Source organism: Kocuria salsicia, assembly GCF_007681555.1.
GTDB classification, from domain to species: domain Bacteria; phylum Actinomycetota; class Actinomycetes; order Actinomycetales; family Micrococcaceae; genus Kocuria; species Kocuria salsicia.
In genome coordinates, this window is record NZ_VELE01000006.1 from 43,993 (window position 1) to 63,146 (window position 19,154).

At 71.2% G+C, this 19,154-nt stretch carries 17 protein-coding genes; 9 read left to right on the forward strand and 8 right to left on the reverse strand.

Annotated elements, in window-relative coordinates; all coding sequences use genetic code 11:
- Positions 1-200: 200 nt before the first annotated feature.
- Positions 201-1,685 (forward strand): APC family permease, encoded by a 1,485-nt coding sequence (locus FS770_RS09485; protein ID WP_144943009.1) that lies wholly within the window; start codon positions 201-203, stop codon positions 1,683-1,685.
- A gap of 169 nt (positions 1,686-1,854) precedes the next feature.
- Positions 1,855-3,186 carry an NAD(P)/FAD-dependent oxidoreductase gene (locus FS770_RS09490; protein WP_012399304.1) on the forward strand — a complete coding sequence of 444 codons (1,332 nt, stop codon included), beginning with the start codon at positions 1,855-1,857 and terminating at the stop codon, positions 3,184-3,186.
- A gap of 145 nt (positions 3,187-3,331) precedes the next feature.
- Here the strand turns inward: FS770_RS09490 and FS770_RS09495 are convergent, their stop codons facing one another.
- Positions 3,332-4,282, reverse strand: coding sequence for an AraC-like ligand-binding domain-containing protein (locus FS770_RS09495; RefSeq protein WP_144943010.1), 951 nt, complete (start codon positions 4,280-4,282; stop codon positions 3,332-3,334).
- Positions 4,283-4,483: 201 nt separating this feature from the next.
- On the opposite strand from FS770_RS09495, the gene FS770_RS09500 reads away from it, so the two are divergent.
- Complete coding sequence (locus FS770_RS09500) at positions 4,484-4,924, forward strand: PaaI family thioesterase (RefSeq protein ID WP_144943011.1); 441 nt, start codon at positions 4,484-4,486, stop codon at positions 4,922-4,924.
- A gap of 12 nt (positions 4,925-4,936) precedes the next feature.
- Here FS770_RS09500 and FS770_RS09505 read toward each other — a convergent pair whose 3' ends face one another.
- The 5 genes from FS770_RS09505 to FS770_RS09525 form a co-directional block, all read right to left on the reverse strand.
- Positions 4,937-6,598, reverse strand: coding sequence for an amidohydrolase (locus FS770_RS09505; protein ID WP_144943012.1), 1,662 nt, complete (start codon positions 6,596-6,598; stop codon positions 4,937-4,939).
- 119 nt (positions 6,599-6,717) lie between these two features.
- Positions 6,718-8,076, reverse strand: a complete 1,359-nt coding sequence (locus tag FS770_RS09510) for an MFS transporter (RefSeq protein ID WP_144943013.1) — start codon at positions 8,074-8,076, stop codon at positions 6,718-6,720.
- 129 nt (positions 8,077-8,205) lie between these two features.
- Positions 8,206-9,963 carry a choline/carnitine O-acyltransferase gene (locus tag FS770_RS09515; protein WP_144943014.1) on the reverse strand — a complete coding sequence of 586 codons (1,758 nt, stop codon included), beginning with the start codon at positions 9,961-9,963 and terminating at the stop codon, positions 8,206-8,208.
- Positions 9,964-10,006: 43 nt separating this feature from the next.
- Positions 10,007-11,212, reverse strand: coding sequence for an aminotransferase-like domain-containing protein (locus tag FS770_RS09520; protein ID WP_144943015.1), 1,206 nt, complete (start codon positions 11,210-11,212; stop codon positions 10,007-10,009).
- A gap of 168 nt (positions 11,213-11,380) precedes the next feature.
- Positions 11,381-12,064 (reverse strand): DedA family protein, encoded by a 684-nt coding sequence (locus tag FS770_RS09525; RefSeq protein ID WP_144943016.1) that lies wholly within the window; start codon positions 12,062-12,064, stop codon positions 11,381-11,383.
- A 168-nt stretch (positions 12,065-12,232) separates the two neighbouring features.
- On the opposite strand from FS770_RS09525, the gene FS770_RS09530 reads away from it, so the two are divergent.
- The 5 genes from FS770_RS09530 to FS770_RS09550 all read left to right on the forward strand — a co-directional run bounded on the left by FS770_RS09530 (position 12,233) and on the right by FS770_RS09550 (position 15,501).
- The gene (locus FS770_RS09530; RefSeq protein WP_094393306.1) at positions 12,233-12,679 is read left to right on the forward strand and encodes a pyrimidine dimer DNA glycosylase/endonuclease V; all 447 of its coding nucleotides are present in this window, start codon (positions 12,233-12,235) and stop codon (positions 12,677-12,679) included.
- A 142-nt stretch (positions 12,680-12,821) separates the two neighbouring features.
- Positions 12,822-13,325, forward strand: a complete 504-nt coding sequence (locus FS770_RS09535; RefSeq protein WP_145011364.1) for a methylated-DNA--[protein]-cysteine S-methyltransferase — start codon at positions 12,822-12,824, stop codon at positions 13,323-13,325.
- 74 nt (positions 13,326-13,399) lie between these two features.
- On the forward strand, positions 13,400-14,188 hold the full coding sequence (locus tag FS770_RS09540) for a glycosyltransferase family 2 protein (protein WP_145011368.1): 789 nt from the start codon (positions 13,400-13,402) through the stop codon (positions 14,186-14,188).
- 62 nt (positions 14,189-14,250) lie between these two features.
- Positions 14,251-14,784, forward strand: coding sequence for a hypothetical protein (locus tag FS770_RS09545; RefSeq protein ID WP_244944859.1), 534 nt, complete (start codon positions 14,251-14,253; stop codon positions 14,782-14,784).
- A 102-nt stretch (positions 14,785-14,886) separates the two neighbouring features.
- Positions 14,887-15,501 (forward strand): class I SAM-dependent methyltransferase, encoded by a 615-nt coding sequence (locus FS770_RS09550; RefSeq protein ID WP_145011372.1) that lies wholly within the window; start codon positions 14,887-14,889, stop codon positions 15,499-15,501.
- Between the two features lie 410 nt (positions 15,502-15,911).
- Here FS770_RS09550 and FS770_RS13750 read toward each other — a convergent pair whose 3' ends face one another.
- A complete protein-coding gene (locus FS770_RS13750; protein ID WP_186366744.1) occupies positions 15,912-16,592 on the reverse strand; it encodes a hypothetical protein in 681 nt (226 codons plus the stop codon).
- A gap of 271 nt (positions 16,593-16,863) precedes the next feature.
- The gene (locus tag FS770_RS09560; protein WP_055085784.1) at positions 16,864-17,940 is read right to left on the reverse strand and encodes a 2,3-butanediol dehydrogenase; all 1,077 of its coding nucleotides are present in this window, start codon (positions 17,938-17,940) and stop codon (positions 16,864-16,866) included.
- Positions 17,941-18,453: 513 nt separating this feature from the next.
- On the opposite strand from FS770_RS09560, the gene FS770_RS09565 reads away from it, so the two are divergent.
- Positions 18,454-19,131, forward strand: a complete 678-nt coding sequence (locus tag FS770_RS09565; RefSeq protein WP_145011378.1) for a hypothetical protein — start codon at positions 18,454-18,456, stop codon at positions 19,129-19,131.
- Positions 19,132-19,154 lie beyond the last annotated feature (23 nt).

Consider the following 19,154-nt stretch of genomic DNA (forward strand, 5'->3'; position numbering starts at 1 on the left):
AGTGGCTCCTCTGGGGCGGTGGACGGGCGGCGCGGGTGAGCGCGGCCGGCTGCCCCCATTGTGCCGTGGATCACTCGCGCGCAGCAGGCGCCGGAGGTGCTGCGCAGGCAGAGACAAGTGGGGCGCACTGTGGGACAAGGTGCTGCGATGTGGTCCAGGACACACTGGGGACAACGATCCCCGGACCACAGGAGGCCCCCGTGGCAGAGACCACCACCCTTGCGAGACGTCACCTGTCCACCACGTCCGTGGTGTTCATGATCATTGCGGCATCCGCCCCGCTGACCGTGCTGGCGGGCGGCGTCCCCACCAGTTTCGCGGTGTCCGGGCTGCTGGGCGTGCCCCTGGGCTACCTGGCGCTGGGGATCGTGATCATGGTCTTCGCCGTGGGCTACGGCGCCATGAGCGGGCACGTGCAGAACGCCGGAGCGTTCTACGCCTACGTGACCGAGGGTCTGGGCAACCGACAGGGCATTGCCGCGGCCATCCTGGCCCTGGTGTCCTACAACATGATGCAGGTGGGCCTCTACGGCCTGTTCGGCTTCTCCCTGGCCACCCTGCTGTCCTCGACCCTGGGCGTGGCCGTCCCGTGGTGGGTGGCCGGGGGGATCGGGTGGCTGGTGGTCGCCGCGCTGGGCGTCAACAGCGTGGACCTCTCCGCGAAGGTGCTGGGCTTCCTGGTGGCCCTGGAGTTCCTGGTGGTCACCGTGGTCTCCGTGATGGCCCTGGTCAGTGCCCCGGAGGGCCTGTCCCTGGAGACCGTGAACCCCTCACACTTCCTCACCGGGGGTGTGGGCGTGCTGCTCGCCTTCGGCATCGCCGCGTTCATGGGCTTCGAGTCCGGCGCCATCTACTCGGAGGAGACCAGGAACCCGCGCCACACCGTGGCCCGTGCCACGTACATCGCGGTGGGTGTGATCGCCGTGTTCTACGCGCTGTCCGCGTGGGCGCTCTCCGTGGGGGTGGGCCCGTCCGCGATCGTGGGGGCCTCCCAGGAGCTCGGGCCGGACCTGGTGTTCGCGTGGCTCGGCGAGCGCAGCCCCGCCCTGGCCACGGTGGCCAACGTCCTGTTCATCACCTCGCTGCTCGCGGCCCTCGTGGCGTTCCACAACGGCGCGGCCCGCTACTTCTTCGCCCTGGGCCGCACCGGCGTGCTGCCCCGCGTGCTGGGCCGGGTGTCCGCCCACTCCGGCGCCCCCTTCGCGGGGTCCCTCGCGCAGTCCGTGGTGGGCCTGGTGGTCATCGTGGTCTTCGCGGTGGCCGGAGCGGGGTCGGAGCTCGGGGAGATGTTCCCCGTGCTCACCCTGTTCACGTGGCTGACCAACGCCGCCGCCTTCGGCCTGGTGTTCCTGCTGGCCGTGACGTCCGTGGCCGTGGTGGCCTGGTTCGCACGGGACCACCACGGCCACGGGCTCTGGACCCGGCTGGTGGCCCCGGTGATCTCGGCCGTGGCCCTGATCGCCGTGGCCGCACTGATCCTCTCCAACTTCGACCTCATGATCGGCGCGGAGGGCTTCTCCCCGCTGGTGGTCGTGATGCCCGGGATCATCATCGGCTCCGGCGTGGTGGGCCTGCTGTGGGGCGAGGTGCTGCGCCGCACCCGCCCGGAGATCTACGCCGGGATGGACCACGTGGACCGGATCCCCGAGTCCCAGGAGATCCCCGTGGTCCCCGAGCGCCGCTGAGCCCACCCCGTTCCCGGACGACGACGCCGCACCCGGCCCACGGACGCCCTGCACCACCGTGCACCACCCGCCGGCACCGGGCGCCCGAGGCGCGCTCGGCACCCGGGTGACCAGGCGGCGTCGTCCGCACCCTGTTCGTCCCGACAACCCGCAACCCCTGGAGGTACCCGTGAGCAACCCGCATGTCGTGATCGTCGGAGCCGGTTTCGCCGGCCTGGTGGCCGCCCGTGAACTGCAGATGGCAGGCGTGGACGTGGAGATCGTGGAGGCCCGCGACCGCGTGGGCGGCCGCGCCTGGACCGAGGAACGCATGGGCCGTCCCCTGGAACTGGGCGCCACGTGGGTGCACTGGATGCAGCCGCACGTGTGGAGCGAGATCACCCGCTACGACCAGAGCATCTACCCCAGCCCGTTCTGCGACGACGCCTACTGGATCACCGGGGGCCGGGTGGAGCACGGCACCGAGGCGGACCTGGATGCCGCTCTGGCCCGCCCCATGGCCAAGATCTTCGAGGACTCGCGGGAGTTCTTCCCGTACCCGTACGAGCCCCTGCACGTGCTGGACGAGAGCAGCGGCAGCACCCCCGAGCTGCGGGAGCGCTTCCGCGCGGCGGACCAGGGCAGTGTCCTGGACTGCCTCAAGGGCGGTGACTTCACCCAGGAGGAGCGGGACCTGTGCGACGCGTACTGGTCCGCCGCGTACATCGGGGACCCGCACCAGGGGTCACCGCTCATGGCCAAGCAGTGGGCGGCGCTGTCCGACCACCGGTTGAGCCTGGTGGACGAGCAGACCCTGCGCTTCAAGCTCACCCACGGCATGCGGGGACTGTACGAGAACATCGCCGCGGACCTGCGCTGCCCCATCCGCCTGAACACCCCGGTCACGGCGGTCGACCACCGCTCCGACGGCGCCACGGTCACCCTGGGCACCGGCGAGAAGATCTCGTGCGACAGCGTGATCGTCACGGTGCCGGTGGGGGCGCTGCCAACCATCGAGTTCACCCCGGGCCTGCCCTCGGGGATGCGCACCGTGATCGACCAGCGCTGGAACTCCACGGGCTGCAAGATCTGGGTCAAGGTCAAGGGCCACCACAGCATCCTGGGCTACGCCCCCACCCCTCACAAGGCCGCCGTGTTCCGCAGCGAGTTCTTCATGGACGACGACACCACCATCTGCGTGGGCTTCGGCTCCCACCACGACGCCGTGGACCTCACCGACCCGCGGGACGCCCAGGCAATCGTGGACCAGTGGCGCCCCGACCTGGAGGTCGTGGACTGCACGGGCCACGACTGGGTGGCGGACAGGTGGAGCGGTCAGGCGTGGGCCACGCTGCGCTCAGGGCAGTTCACCAACGGCTGGCACCACTTCCGCTCCACCGACTCGCGGCTGCGCTTCGCCGGGGCGGACTGGGCGCGCGGCTGGCGCGGCGTGGTGGTGGACGGCGCCATCGAGACAGGCCTGTCCACCGCCCGGGACGTCCTCCGGGACATCCGCGCCTGAGCCGCACCGCAGGACGACGCCGCTCGCGCCCTTCCCGGGGCGGGCGGCGTCCGCGCGTGCGAACCGTGCCGGTGTGTCTGCGGCGCGCGGGATGCTCCGCGCGGTGCGACACGGAGGCCGCCGGCGGCGTCGTGCGCCGGCACTTTCAGGAGGAGCTGAGCACGCGGCGTCGGTAGGCGGTGGGGGACTCCCCGTACTCGGCCTTGAAGGCCTTGCTCACGTGGGCGGGATCCGTGAGGCCGTGCCGGGCGCTGATGGTGTGGACGGTGTCGTCCCGGTGGGCCGGGTCCACGAGCTCCGCGCGGATGGCGGCCAGGCGCACCGCGCGGATGTGGGCGGCCACCGTGAGGTGCTGCGCCGCGAACCGGCTGTGCAGCTGACGCACCGACACGTACAGGGCGCGGGCGATGGACCCCGGGGAGAGCTCCGGATCCGCGAGGTGGTCGGCGATGTACGCGGTGGCCTGCTGCACCAGGAGGTCCCCCGCGTGCGCCCCGGCCGGCTCCACCACCTCCGCGGAGAGCACACTGACCAGCATGTCCAGCGCGGAGCGCACCAGCTTGCTCGCGTGGGGGCCGCGCAGCAGGTCCATGTTCTCAGCCAGGTTGCGGAACATGGGAACGGCCACCCGGCCCAGACCGTCTTCCTGGCCGATGCGCTGGGCGGTCACCAGGTCCAGCTGGGCGGGGATCAGCTGCACCACCGAGCGCGGGAAGGTCATCACCAGGCTGTGCTGGGGGCCGTCGTAGACCAGCTCGTACGGGCGGTAGGCCGCGTACAGGCCCAGTCCGCCGGGACCCAGCACGCACTCCCGCCCGTCCTGGCGCAGCCGCGCCCGACCCTGCAGCTGCAGGCTCAGCTTGAGGTACTCCCCCGCGTCCCGGGCCACCATCTCGGCGGTGCGCACCACCCGGTGGGCGCCGGTGGTCATGTCGAAGAGGTGGACGTCGTCCAGTTCCACCGTGGTGAGATCCGCACGGAACTCGCTGTCCACGGGAGCGGTGATCTCCAGGGCCGCGAAAGAGGCGTTGATGGTCTCGCGCCACTGCGCGAGGGTGAGGTCCGTGCGGCGCCCGGCGGCTTCCTGGCCCGTCATGCGCGCCCCCTCTCGGATCCGCCCGCGGCACTGCGGGCCCGTGTCCGCATGCTACGCCGCCGCGGGCCGCGGCTCCGGGCGTCACCGGGGAAACACCCGCACCCCCTGCCCCTAGAGTGTTCTCAGACCGCGCCGCCGCCCGCCCTCGGGTGCGGCTCCCCGGGCCTGCACCGCTGCGGCCCCGACGTCCGGAGGACCACCATGTACGCCGATCCGAACGACATGAACGCCATCCGCGAGTTCCTTCACGAGATCCTGCGCAACGACCCCACTCCCCTGCACCTGGGCATCGAGCTGGGCGAGATCGAGCAGGGCCGGGTGAGCATGACACTGAGCATCGAGGACTTCATGGCCAACGGCCACGGCATCTGCCACGGCGGCTACCTCTTCACCCTCGCGGACACGACCCTCGCGTACTGCTGTGCGACCGCCGGTGCGCCCATCGTGACCCGCAACGCCGAGATCACGTTCACGGCCCCCGCCCAGAAGGGCCAGACGGTCACCGCCACGGCCACGCGCCGGGTGAGCTTCGGCAGGAACCAGATCTGCGACGTCGTGCTCGAGGCCGACGGCGCCGTGGTCGCCTACTTCACCGGCCAGGGCACCACCCCGCCAGCCCCGAAGACCCAGGTACAGGCCTAGGGGGAGCTCCACTCACACGGCGTCCGTGCGGTGGACGATCCGCCCGTCGCACACCGTGAGCTCCGCCGTGACGTCCTTGAGCTCGGAGGGGTCCGCGTCGAACGGGTTGCGGTCCAGGAGGACGAGGTCCCCCAGGAACCCCTCCTCGATGCGGCCCAGCCGGTCCTCGTCGAAGGACGCCTTGGCAGCCTCCACGGTGTAGGCGTCCAGGGCCTCGGCCACAGTGACGTTCTGGACGGTGTCCGCGACCTGCCCGGAGACGGTGGTGCGGGTGACGCACGCGGAGATCCCGAGCCACGGGTTCGCGGTGGTCACGGGAAAGTCCGAGTTGCTGGGCGCAAGGATCCCGCGGTCCAGGAACGTGCGCATGGGGTACGTGCGGGCCATCCGCTGCGGGCCGAGGTTCCGGCAGTAGGAGTCCCCCAGCTCGTGGATGAACGCCGTGGAGGACGCCGCCACGATCCGGTTCTCCACCAGCCGCCGCAGGTCCTCCTCGGTGGGCAGCGCGCAGTGCTCCACCCGGTGCCGCCGGGTGGTGACGAGCGCGCGGTAGGCAGCCTCGGCGTCGTCGTCCTCCGCCGCGACCTCCCGGCCCGCGCCCTCGATGAGGTCCAGGGCCTGCTCCACGGCCCGCTCGCCGATGCCGTGGATGGCCAGCCGCAGCCCGTTGCGCAGCGCCTGGGCGGCCATGGGGGCGATGTCCGGGGTGTCGTAGTAGAGGATGCCGCACGAGTCGCCGCCCTCAAACGGTTCCGCGACCGCCGCGGTCTGCCCGCCCACGGAACCGTCCAGGATGAACTTCATGCCCTGGATCCGCACCATGTCGTCCCCGAGCCCGCTGCGGATGCCGGTGCCGATCACCTCGTCGTAGCTGCCGTGGAAGTCCCCCAGCTCCAGCGCGAAGTACCACGGGCGGAACCTGGTGCTCAGCTCCCCGGTCTCCTGCAGGTGCAGGTACGTGCCCATCTCCAGGGGCCCGGTGCTCATGTCGTGGACCGTGGTGAGGCCCCACGCCGCGAAGTCCTGCTGCGCCACGCGCATCCCGTCCAGCAGCTCGCGCGGCCCACTCTCGGGCAGGTCCGCCAGGGACATCGCCGTCTCCTGCAGCAGGCCCGTGGGCTCGCCGGAGCCGTCCCGCACGATCCGACCGCCGGAGGGGTCCGGGGTGTCCGCCGTGATCCCCATCCGCTCCAGTGCCGCGGTGTTCACCAGGGCCATGTGGGCGCAGGTGCGCTTGAGGTACACCGGGTGCTCCGGGGCCGCCTCGTCCAGGTCCTCGCGGGTGGGCCCGGGGCCCTCCATGCGGTGCTCGTCGTAGCCCCAGCCGACCACCCACTCGCCCGGCTCCGCGGCGGTCGCGGCCTCGCGGATGGCGGCCACGACATCGCCCGCGCGCGGTGTCGTGGCCGGGCGGCAGTCCGCGTTCAGCGCCAGTCGGGCGTAGAGGCCCGGATGGCCGTGGGTCTCGATGAACCCCGGCACGAGGTACCGCCCGCCCGCGTCCACGACCGGTGCGGAGGGGGCCGCGCGGCGTCGTGCCTCCTGCGGCTCCCCCACGAACGTGATCACGCCGTCCTCGACCACGACCCCCTTCGGCTCGCGCTCGAACGCCCCTCCGGGGCGGTGCACGACGGCGTCCAGCACGGTGACGCTGCGGGTGGTCGGCTGCTCCATGGGGGTCTCCTGGTGGTTAGTGGAATGCGGGCCTCGGTGCGCCGGCCCGGTCCGCCAACTCGGGCCCTGTGCTCCGGAGCTGCGGCGCGGCCCGACGGCGCGCTGGCCGCACGTCGTCGTCAGCGCTGCAGCAGGTCGCCGGTGATCTGGTCCACGTTCTGCTCCTCGTCCCGGCGGATCAGGCGCCGCGCGAAAATCGAGGAGACCAGGGAGATCAGCGCGAGCACCAGCAGCAGCAGGGTGGGCCCGAGCGAGGTGCCGCCGGTCGCCCCCAGGATCCACGCGGCCAGGGCGGGCATGAACCCGGCGACCACGCCTGCAATGTTGGCGCACAGGGCGATGGCCGAGTACCGCACCTTCACCGGGAACAGCTGGGTCAGCACGGTGCCGACCGGGGCGTACGGGATGGAGGCGAAGCCGATGCCCAGGACCATGGCGGCGGTGATCAGCACCGTGCTGCGCGTGTCCACGAGCCAGAAGATGGGGAACGCCAGGACCGCTGCGATGGCGTAGCCCACGACCACCACGATGGAGGGCGAGGTCCGGTCCGCGATCTTGCCCGCGATGGTCATGGTGATGATCTCCGCGACCGCGCCCCACGTGATGGCCGTGAGGATCACCGTGGAGGGCATGCCCAGCTGGCCGGTGGCGTAGCTGATCATGAAGGTGGTGAGCACGAAGAACCCGGCGTTGCCGAAGAGGTACGTGCCGATGCCCAGCAGCAGCCGGCCGGGCACGGTGCGCACGATCTCGACGGCGGGCAGGCCCTCCTTGACCTCGGGCGCGGCGGCGCGGGCGGCCTGGGCGTCCTTGTAGTCGTCAGTCTCGTCCACGCGCAGCCGGATCCACACGCCCACCACGACCAGCAGGATGGAGATCAGGTACGGGATGCGCCAGGCGCCCTCCAGGAACTTCTCCCCGGACAGTCCCACCACGGCGGCCACGATCATGGAGGAGAGGATGGTGCCGGTGGGAGAGCCCAGCTGCACGACGGCCCCGTAGAACCCGCGCTTGTCCTCCGGTGCGTTCTCCACGGCCATCAGGGTGGCCCCGCCCCACTCGCCGCCGGCGGCCATGCCCTGCACGAACCGCAGCGCGGCCAGCAGGACCGGTGCCACGATCCCCGCCGTCTCGTAGGTGGGCAGCACGCCGATCAGGGCGGAGGCCAGGCCCATCACCACGATGGTGACCATGAGGATGGTGCGCCGCCCGAGCCGGTCCCCGAAGTGCCCGGCGAGCAACGCACCCACGGGGCGGGCGAGGAACCCGATGCCGAACAGCAGGAAGGACTGGATGACCTTCAGCGCCGGGTCCTCCCCGCCGAAGAACAGCGGCGCGAAGACGATCGAGGCGGTGGTGCCGAACAGGAAGAAGTCGTACCACTCCAGGGACGTCCCCACGTAGGCGCCGATCAGGGCGCGGCGGGCCTTGCGGGGGTTGTGCTCGCGGACCGGGGCGGTCTCGGGCGTGGGGGACATGTGGACCTCTGGGTCGGGGACGGCTGGGCGGGCCCGCGTGCTCACGATCATTCACGAGGTCGTGGCCCTGGTCATGTCACTATGTGACCTGCTCCGCACGCCGTCAACTGGTGCGGGACGGCCCCCGCCTCAGCCCCGCAGCGTGCGCACGAACTCCCACAGGGTCTCGGCGGCCGCCGGGAGGTTGTGCGCGAAGCCCTCGAGGTCCTCGCTCGTGTCCCGGCGGTAGTTCACGCAGAGCTCGTAGCCGTCCGTGTGGGTGGTGTAGGTGACCCCGAAGCCCTCGGGCGTGGTGGGGGCGAATGCGTAGCGCACGATCCGGTCCGAGCTGCCGATGGACGTGGTGGAGAGGAAGTCCCGGCGCAGCGCGGCGAGCGCGGGGAGCTCGAAGAACGGAGACTCCTCACCCAGCGTGGCGGCCACGGTGGCGAGTCCCAGCAGGTGGCGGTCCACACCGTGGGCGCGCTTGCACGCCTTGACCCAGGCGCGGTGGGCGTCCAGAGCGGCGGTGAACTGCTCTGCGGTGGCCGTGCCCTCGTGCAGTGCGCGGACGAACGACACGGCCTGCGGGGTGACGGGGCGCAGGCACTCGGTGCGCCCGGCCTGGTACTCGCGCACATCCACGGCCTCGTAGACGCCGCGGGGCCTGCCGTACGTGGCAACCTGGGCGAGCAGCATGATCAGCTGCTGCGCAGCGTCGTCGCTGATGCGGAAGGGGCGCTCGGCGCGGTGCAGCCGGGGCACGAACACACGGTGCACGCCCAGCAGGGCGGCCTCGCTGCGGTAGGCGGCGGTCGCGGCCACGAGCTCCTCGCGCAGCGGTGCGTCCAGTTCCCAGGTGAGCGCGCGGGGTGCGGGGGTCTCGGCGGGCGGCTCCTCGTCCGGGATCGTGACCTCCTGCAGTGCGCCGACCACCGCGAGGATCGTGGCGCCGTCCACGGTGCTGTGCTCCACGTGCATCGCGAGCCAGTCGTCCTCCAGGCACACCTCGTACGTGATGGGCTTGTACGCCCACGCGTGGCCCACCTCGAACGCGGAGCGCTCCAGGTGCTCCACCACCTCAGCGCGAGCCTCCACCACGTTGACCACGAACAGCATGCGCGTCAGCCGCTCGTAGACCTCCCGGTTGTGCTCCACGCCGGTGAGCCGCTCCAGCAGGGGCGCGGCCACCTCGCCACCCAGGTAGGACAGCGCCCCGAAGGGCAGCTCGGTCTCGCGCGGCTCGTCCCGCTCGACCACGGCGCGCAGGGCCTCGGCCACCGAGCGCAGGGGCAGCGGCTTCAGCTGCGGGGTACCGATGGGCATCGCGTACAGCCTGCCGCGGTGGATCACGCCGATCTCCGGGACCGCGGCGGGGGCCGGCTCCGCCGTGGTTTCCCGGTGCGGTGACGACGACGCCGCCCAGCCCGGTCTGCGGATCTCGTCCCGTTCCGGAAGGGGGTGCCTGATGCCTCCCTCCAGGCACTCCCACTGGGTCATGTCCACGGGGTTGCCGCGCGGATCGACCTCCTGCGGGGTCTCCCGGCGGACCTGCCGCAAGTGCACGGACGCCGCCCGGTACACGAGCTCGGCGGCACGACCCACGCCCGGCGCCCCGAAGTCCCCGGTGATCTGGAAGCCCACGCTCGTGGTCAGGGGCAGGGGCGTGCGGACTGTGAGGTAGCCGTCCAACCACTGGCAGGAGAGCCAGCTGCGCCCCTCGGCGTCCTCGGAGCGGGCGAAGCCCTCGAGGGCGGCCTGCAGCCGCGGGCCCTCCTCAGACCCGAACCGCCGGACCTCGGTACGGGTCGCCGCGAGCGTCTCCGCGTCCACGAGGGGCTCGGCAGCGGTGAGGAAACGCTGAAGCGTCTCGCCCAGAGGCGGCACGGGGAGCGGCTTCACGCTCATGGCGGGGTCCTTTCGGTGGGTGGGGCAGGCCCTGGGGTGGAACTCAGTTCTCGCGCTGGTACCTCTCGATGGCGCTCGCCAGCCGCTCCACGCCCTCGCGGATCACGTCCGGGGCGTGGGTCACGAAGGACAGCCGCATGGTGGAGGTGTCCGGATCGTGCGCGTAGAACGAAGCACCGGGCACGAAGGCCACGCCCTCCTCCACGGCCATCTCCAGCAGCCGGGTGGTGTCGATGCCGTGGCCCAGACGCGCCCACAGGAACATGCCGCCGTCCGGGCGGGTGACCTGGGCACCGTCGGGCAGCACCCGCTCCAGCTCCGCGTACATGGCCCGCGCGCGCTCGGCATAGACGGGACGGACACGCTGGAGGTGCGCCTCGACGTCGGCGGTCTCCAGGTAGCGTGCCACGGCCAGCTGGTCCGGCACCGGGGACTGCAGCCCGATGGCCTGCTTGGCCACGGTGAGCGTGAACTGGATGGCGCCCTCGGAGCGCATCCACCCCACCCGCACGCCCGGGGCGATGATCTTGGACACCGAGTTCAGCAGGATGGTCTGCGCGGACATCCCCGGCAGGGACGCGATGGGCGGCATGGGGTCGCCCGCGTAGGCCAGTTCGCCGTACGGGTCGTCCTCCACGAGCGCCGTTCCCGTGCGCAGCAGCACGTCCGCGACGGCGCGGCGCCGCTCCATGGACATGCAGATGCCGGCGGGGTTCTGGAAGGACGGGATCAGGTACACGAACTTGGGGTGGTGCTCCCCGATCAGCCGCTCGAGCTCGTCCGGCAGCACACCGTGCTCGTCCGTGGGGACACCCACCATGTGCGCGCCGTTGAGGTCGAAGGCCTGCACCGCGGCGAGGTACGTGGGGCGCTCCACCAGGATGGTGTCCCCTGGGTTCACGAGAGCCTGCGCCACCACGAAGAGCCCCTCCTGGGAGCCCGTGGTCACCTGGATCTGCTCCGCGGTGGTGGGCAGGTCACGGCTGATCCGGAGCGCCGCCTGCTCGCGCAGCTCCGGCTCCCCCTCGCTGGAGGCGTACTGCAGGGCACGCTGCGGCTGGTGCTCGAAGACCCACGCGTAGGCCGCCCGGACGTCCTCCACCTCGAAGTAGTCCGGATCCGGGACACCGCCCGCGAAGGAGATCACCCCTTCCTTGGAGACGATCTCCAGCAGGTCCCGCACGGGCGAGGTGTCCACCCCTGCCAGACGGTCGGCAACGCGGAACGAGAAGGTCTCCGAAGTACTCATGCCGCCAGTATCCCACCGGCTCAGGACCCGCTCCCGCAGCGGCCGCGCCGTGTGCTCAGGAGGCCTGCAGGGGGTCCACGCACCACGCCCGCACCAGGGAGAGCACGTGCCGGTCGAAGGAGCGCTGCGCGCCCTCCCCGGCAACCACGGGACGGCGCAGCTCGATGGTCACCCAGCAGCGCCAGGCCCCGGCGCCCCCCGGCTGCCGCGGCGCAGCCGCCGTACCACCCACCACACGGCGACGAGGACCACGCTGACCAGCACCACTCGGGAGAAGATCCCCGCGTACTGCTCGGCGATGTGCCAGTTCTCACCCAGCACGTAGCCGACCAGCACAAAGAAGGTGTTCCAGATCAGCGAGCCGGCCGCACTGAGCAGCACGAAGCTTGCAAAGGGCATCCGCTCGATGCCGGCGGGGATGGAGATCAGGGAACGGAAGATGGGGACCATCCGGCCCAGGAAGACGGTGGCCCTGCCGTGGCGCGCGAACCACTCCTCGGTGCGGTCCAGATCCGCGAGGTCCACCAGGGGCATCTTCGCCACCACGAGGCGCAGGCGACGGCGCCCCACGGCCGCGCCGATCCAGTACAGGGCGGTCGCCCCCACCACCGAACCGAGCGTGGTCCAGAAGATGGCCTCCACCAGGGTGAAGCTGCCGCGGCTCGCGGTGAACCCGGCCAGCGGCAGGATCACCTCGGACGGCAACGGAGGGAAGAGGTTCTCGAGCGCCACCAGAAGACCCGCCCCGGGGGCTCCGATGGACTCCATGACGTCCACCACCCACCCAGAGATCCCGGTCATCGGTGAAGCGCTCTCGGACGGTGTGGCAGCCAGGGTGACAGGCAGGGACATGAAGAAGTTCTCCGCGCGTGGTCGTCAGGGGAGTCAACCACGCTATCCGAGGCGGCTGGGGTTGTACTCCGAGCTCTCCGGGCAGAACCTGGGCAGATCCCGTGGAACCGGGCGCCCTGCGGAACGCGGGAGCAGCACCGGCCTCCCGCAATGCGTTTGAATGGGCGCATGCGTCTGTGGTCCGTACACCCGTCTCTGCTCGACCGTCGCGCCCTCGTAGCCTGCTGGCGGGAGGGTCTGCTCGCGCAGAAGGTGCTGCTGGGGCGGACGAAGGGCTACACGAACCACCCGCAGCTGGAGCGGTTCCGTGCCACGAGCGATCCTGTCGCCTCCGTGGTCACCTACCTGCACGGCATCGCGGACGAGGCGGACCGCCGCGGCTACTCCTTCGACCGCACCCGTCTGGTGGGTCCGCCGGAGCCGGGCGTCTCGCTCACCGTCACGGACGGCCAGCTCGCGTACGAGTCCACCTTCCTGCTGCAGAAGGTCCTCGGGCGGGACCCGGGGTGGGCGGCCACCACCCTTGCCGAGCTCTCACCGGAGGAGGTCCGGCCACACCCCGTGTTCGTGCGCGTCGAGGGTCCCGTGGCCTCGTGGGAGCGCGTCAAGGACTGAGCTTACGATCACCTCGTGCCCTCCCGCGGACGCGGCCGTGCCGATGCTCCCCTACCTGGGACGAGTCACGGTCGCCGCCGCGCTGAACCCGAGGATCGCGCTGTTGAACTGAGCCAGCCTGCCCAACGAAAGGCCACCACTCATGAGCCACCTCTTCCAGACCGTCGACACCCCGGACGGCCCCTTCACCGCCGTCGCCGGACCGAGCGGCGCCGTGATCGCCTCCGGGTGGACGGACTCGGTGACCACGCTGCTCTCGCGGGTGCGGCCGGAGAACCGGCCCGGCGCCGTCGTGCCCGGAACCGTGACGGCGGTGGACGCGGTCCTCGCGTACTACGACGGTGGTCCCCGCAGCGTGACAGACGTTCCCGTGGAGCTGCACGGCACCGACGGCCAGCTCGCCGGGTGGGAGGCGCTGCGCCGGATCGCCCCCGGGCGGCCGTTGACGTACACGGAGTTCGCGGCGCAGCTGGGGAACCCGCGGGCGGTGCGGGCGGCGGCGTCCGTGTGCGCGCGCAATCCCGTGGCGCTGTTCGTGCCGTGCCACCGGGTGCTGCGCGCGGACGGATCACTGGGCGGGTTCGCGTGGGGTGAGGACGTCAAGCAGCGTCTGCTGGACCGCGAGGAGCGGACCACCACGGTGTGAACGGGCTCCCGGGCAGTCGTCCCGGGACGGGATGACAGACTGGACGGGTGGAACGAGAGCGCACGGAGAACGGTATGAGCTGCAGCGTTGTCATCCCAGTGCGCAACGACGTCCGCTACCTCGAGCGCTGCCTGCGGGCCCTCGGGCAGCAGACGTGCCCTCCGAACGAGATCGTGGTGGTGGACAACGGCTCCACGGACGGCCTGGCGCACCTCCTGGACCGCCACCCAGAGGTGCGCAGCGTGGCGGAGCCCGTGCGCGGCGTCGCCATCGCGGCAGCCGCGGGGTACGACGCCGCCCGAGGGGACATCATCCTGCGCTGCGACGCGGACAGTGTGCCGGCCCCCGGGTGGATCGAACGGCACGTGAGCATTCTGGACGCGGCGCAAACGGCACCCCGCGGCTCTTCGGCGCACAGGGGCACCGGACGGCAGCGGGAGACCGTAGCCGTCTCCGGGATCGCCCGTTTCGGCCCCCGCCACCCCGAGCTCGGACGTCTCACCGGCGCGGCCTACATCACGGCATACCGGCTCGTGGCTGGCACTGCCCTCGGCCACTGGGCCCTGTGGGGCTCCAACGTGGCGTTTCGGCGGGAGTGGTGGGAACAGGCGTCACCCCACGTCCACCGGACTCCGCGCGTGCACGACGACTTCGACCTCAGCTTCCGGGTCCAGCCCCACCAGCGTGTGGTCATGGACCCGCACAACGTTGCGGTGGTTTCCTGGCGCGCGGTGGTCTCCCCCGCGCGCATCCGCCGCCAGCTGGGCATGGCCGCCGCCACCGTTCTCACGAACTGGGCGGACGAACGGCCGTGGGTGCGGTGGGAAGGCCGCCTTGCCTGGCGGAGCGGCGGGCATCGGTGACCCGCGGGGCGGCTGGGGCCGGTGAGGCACGGAGGACACGTGGAGGAGTGGGCTGGGCCTCCGTGGGACGGCCGCTCGGGTCGGTCCTGGGGGCCACCACGTGCTTCACCGCGATCCTCGCGGCGGCGTACTACGCGCTGGACACGTGGTGGGTGGACACGGCCGTGCTGATGCTCGCGGGGCTTGGACAGGTGCTCGCGTTCCTGTGGTTCCGGGCGGCGGCGCCGCGGGCCATCTGCTCGCTGGTCCTGCTGGCCGCCGCGCTCAGTGCCGCCGCGCAGCTCTACAGTGCGATCTGGTGGTGGGACATCCTCATGCACTTCGTGACGCTGCACGCCCTGGTGTGGATGGCGTGGAACCGTGCCCTCACGGGGAGCCCTGAGCTGCGGGCACGTGCGCGGTCCCGGCCAGGGGAGGCATTTGCGCTGTGCGCGGTGGTGGGGTTCCTCATCGCGGTCGTGTGGGAGGTCATGGAGCTGCTGGGGTTCCTGTTCGTGACACCGGAGATCCACATTCCGCTGCTGGACACCCTCGGGGACGTGGCCGTGGGCGTGCTCGGTGCGGCGCTGGTGGGCTTCAACCGCGAACCGCGCTGAGTTCCCACCGGCTTCCTGCCGAGCCTCCCCGAGACCGGGGTGCCCGGGGGCAGTGCGGTGGCGGGGCGACGTCGTCGGGCCCGGCATGCAATTCTTGATCCCATGTCGCACGAGAACCCTTCCCAGAAAGCCCCCACCACCGCCGAGGAGTGGGACGAGCGCTACGGCACCGCGAACCTGTGGAGTGGTGAGCCCAACCAGACCCTCACCACGGTGGTTGCGGACCTCGTGCCGGGAACGGTGCCGGACGTCGGGTGCGGCGAGGGCGCCGACGCCGTGTGGCTGGCCCGGCACGGCTGGAGCGTGACCGCGCTGGACCTCTCCCGCGTGGCGGTCGAGCGAGGGCGGGCACGGGCGGACGCCGCCGGGCTGGCGATCACGTGGCTCGTGCAGGGGTTCGGGGAGGCGGAGACCGGGAAGTTCGACCTGGTCTCCGTGCAGTACCCGGCCATCCCGCGCGGCGGTGACGAGCATGTGGAGGAGGCGCTCGAACGGGCCGTGGCGCCGGGAGGAAGGCTGCTGTTCGTGCACCACGACATGGACGAGGCGCCCCACGGGTACGACACGCAGGACTACGTGATGCCGCAGCACGTGCTCGCGCACGTGGCCGGGCGCGGGTGGGAGATCGAACGGGACGAGGTCCGCGAGCGCCATGTGCCGGGCGGGGCCGGTGCGGGGCACAGCCGGGACCGGGTGGTGCTGGCTCGAAAAGTCTGACGCACCGGGCAGGCCGCGCGGGTCCGCGAGCGCCATGTGCCGGGCGGGGGCGCCGGCGGTTCCTCGTTGAACGACGCCGGGCCTGCGGGCCCAGGGCAGCACGCCCCACAGAGCGGTCCCCCACTCAGCGAGGCTCGATCCCCCAAGAACCGAGTCTCGCGTCGAACGCGTCCTCAGCAACGGCGGAGCTCCATTGCCTCGGGCAGAGGGTACCTCCGGTGCAGGCGTGCTGCTGCCTTCCACCGACGACACCGGGACGGGATCCTGGACGCGCCGGGAAAGGCCGCGAGTGAGTTTAGTTGCTCGCTTCTAAGTTGTCCACAATTGAATGCATACGGGTGGCACTTCCTGGTGGTCGGCCAGGGCTCCGGGCGCGTCGGGGAGCCTTGGTCGTTGAAAGGGCGGGCGGTTCAGAAGCTGCCGCCCACGCCACCGCCCATTCCACCCGGGCCGCGACCGCCGGGCCCGCCGGGGGCCCCACCGGGACCGACGCCGGGGCCACCACGACCCGGGCCCCCGAAACCGCCGGATCCGCCGTCGGGACCACCGGGGCCCCTCTCGCGGACGGACCCGCCGCCGCCGATGAACCCGCCACGGTGGCCGCCGCGGGAGGAGCCGTAGCCCTGGTCGTCGCCGTAGCCGCTCCCGTACGAGGAGCCGCCGAAGAGTCCACCCAGCCCGCCCGGGCGACGGCCACCACCGAACAGTCGGGAGAGCAGCCCGGGACGCCCGCCCACACCGTCGCCGCCCGTGAGTCCGCTCCACACCGCGGAGCCGACGAACCCGGCCGCCAGCGACGCCAGGACCGTACCGCCCCCGCCGAGCGAGCCCGTGAGGCTGCTCATGCTCCCCGGCTGGCGCATTTCCAGGCGGGTCGCCGAGCGGGCGAGCGACGCGGAGGACGTGTCCGCGGGAGACTCACCGTTCCGAGCGAGCGCGGCAAGAACCTCCTGACGCTCGGTGGGCGTCATCGCCGCGAACGCCTCCTCGTGGGCCTTCTCGATCTGCTCCGGGCTGCTCGTGGACAGCAGGTACCGGTACCGGGCCACGGCGTCCGTGCTCTGGGCGGATCCGTACGCGCTGGTGGTCATGGTCGCACTCTCCTTCGTGGATTCCTTGCGGGCTGTCGGCCCGTGCTTCCACGGTAGGAACGGCAGGTGTGGCCCGTGCTGGCGGCGGCTGTGCGGGGGCTGTGGGGCGTGTGCCGGTGAGGGGTGACGACAGCGCGGGAGGTGCGCATGCGACGTCGGCAACGGGTCAACCCGTCCCGGGAACCCGCCCAGAGAGGGGCAGCGACCCCGGGACGAAGAACGTCGCAGGGGCCGCCGCATGCCTGTCCGTGGGGGCTGGGCCTGATAAGGGCTACAGACCCTCGCCCGAGGGGGAGACCAGGATCTTGACCGCGGTCTCGGTGCGGTTGATGAGAGTGTCGAAGCCCTCCTCGACCAGGCCCTCCAGGCCAATCTTGCCGGTGATGAACGGCTTGAGGTCGATCTTGCCGGACTCCACGAGCGCGATGGTCGCGGGGTGCGAGTTCACGTAGGCGATCGTGCCCCGCAGGTCGATCTCCTTCATGACCAGCTTGTGCATGTCGAAGTCCGCACGCTTGCCCCAGATGGAGACGACCACAAGTACCCCTGTGGGACGCAGTGCATCCATGAGGGTATCGAGGACCACCTGGACGCTCGTGCACTCGAAGGCGACGTCCGCGCCCTTGCCGTTGGTGAGCTTGCGGACCTCCTCAGCCACGTCCGTCTCCCGGGGGTCCAGTGCGTAGTCGGCGACACCGGCCTCGACGGCCTTCTCGCGGCGCAGGGTGCTCAGTTCGGACATCACCACGGTGACGCCCAGGGCCTTGAGGACGGCGGCCGTCAGCAGACCGATGGGGCCGGCACCACCCACGAGGGCGACGTCACCGGCCTTCGCGCCGGAGCGCTCGACCGCGTGGTAACCCACCGACAGCGGCTCGATCAGAGCAGCCTCGTCCAGGGGGATCTCGTTGGAGATCGGGTGCACCCAGCGGCGCTTCACGGAGATCTTCTCCCCCAGACCGCCGCCGCCACCGGCCAGGCCGATGAAGTTCATGTTCTCCGAGAGGTGGTAGTCCCTGCTGTCCGGACCGGTGTCCACACCCTCACCGATGATGTAGGGCTCGACGACGACGTGCTGGCCGACCTCCACGTCGTCCACACCGTCGCCAACGGCGTACACGACGCCCGAGAACTCGTGTCCCAACGTGACCGGGGACGTCTCGCCCGAGATGGGGTGCGGGGTGTCCGGCGTGGGGCAGAAGATGGGACCCTCGAGGTACTCGTGCAGGTCCGTGCCGCAGATGCCGCACCAGGCCACATCGATTCCCACCATGCCGGGTCCGACCTCTGGCTCGGGCAGGTCGTCGATGCGAATGTCCTTGCGTCCGTAGTAGCGTGCCGCTCTCATGAAGGGCTCCTCCCATAGGCGGACGCGGACGTCCCGCGCCCTGCCCCCAATTTTATGCTTTTGCGGCGCCGATCATGCGGTCGCAAGCTTCAGGACATCTGTTGTGAGAGGTAGTCACGCCAGAAAGCATCATCCGCCCAGCCCTCGAACATTCCCCTGGGCCTCAGCGCAACGGCCGGCGTCTGGTCCAGACGTTCGACCAGTCATTACACCCAGCTGCTTCGAGGAGACAGCGTGTCGAGAACGGATACAGAGACGCTAGGACCGGGTAGAGACGCTTCCGCCGATGCGCCTCCTCCTCCAGGACGCTTCTTTCGTCCAGCCAGGCTATGGAACAGCCGGCGGGAATGGCGGGGTACACTCCCAGGCCAACATTTCAGAGACGACCGTGGTGAGCACAGACATTCAGCACTCGAACATATGTTTTCAGCCAGGACGACATCACGGACTCATTGAGCCCCAACCACCTGGCGACCGGTGCTCTGCGCCGCCGCACTCACTACCCTTGGCCCCATGACCTCCTCCCCCACCCACCGCTTCACCGGCCACATCGCCGGCGTCGGAACCGAAGGCGGCACGCGCCTTGTCCTCGGCTGCTGGTCGAGCACCCCGCACGGGCCGTTCGCTGACGTGATGGTCGCGCACCCGGACGGCCGCCGTGAGCTGCTCGCCCCGGACCCGTGGGTCGCCGAGTTCGTCTCCGCCACCTACACGTTCGACGCCGTCACCCGCGTGCCCGTGAGCGTGACCCGCACCGGGTTCTCCCGTGGCTCGCGCTGGACGGTCACCGCCGGGCCCCTCGCCTGGCAGTTCAGCGTGGGCCCGCGAGCACCGCTGGGGTACCTCCTGCAGGCGGTGCCGCGCCCGCTCGGCGCGTCGCTCGGTTTCGCCCGCCTCACGGATCCGGTGGCGCGCCGCGTCATGCCCGGCGTGCGCACGCTGGGCACCGCGGGCGGCGGCCGCACCGAGTGGTACTCCGCGCACGACCTCCACACCATCACGTTCTCGCATGCCACGTGGGGCGGCCACGATCTGGGCCCCCTCACGGACATGACCCCCGCCCCGGACTTCGGCTTCAGCTCCACCCCGCGCCGCCCGAGCCTCACCGCCCTGACAAGTTCCGTCCGCCTGCCGGACGACGCCGCTCACGCGCCCTCCGCACAGCAGCTCACCTCGGGCGCACCCACGTGACGATCCGGCTGTGGACCACCAGC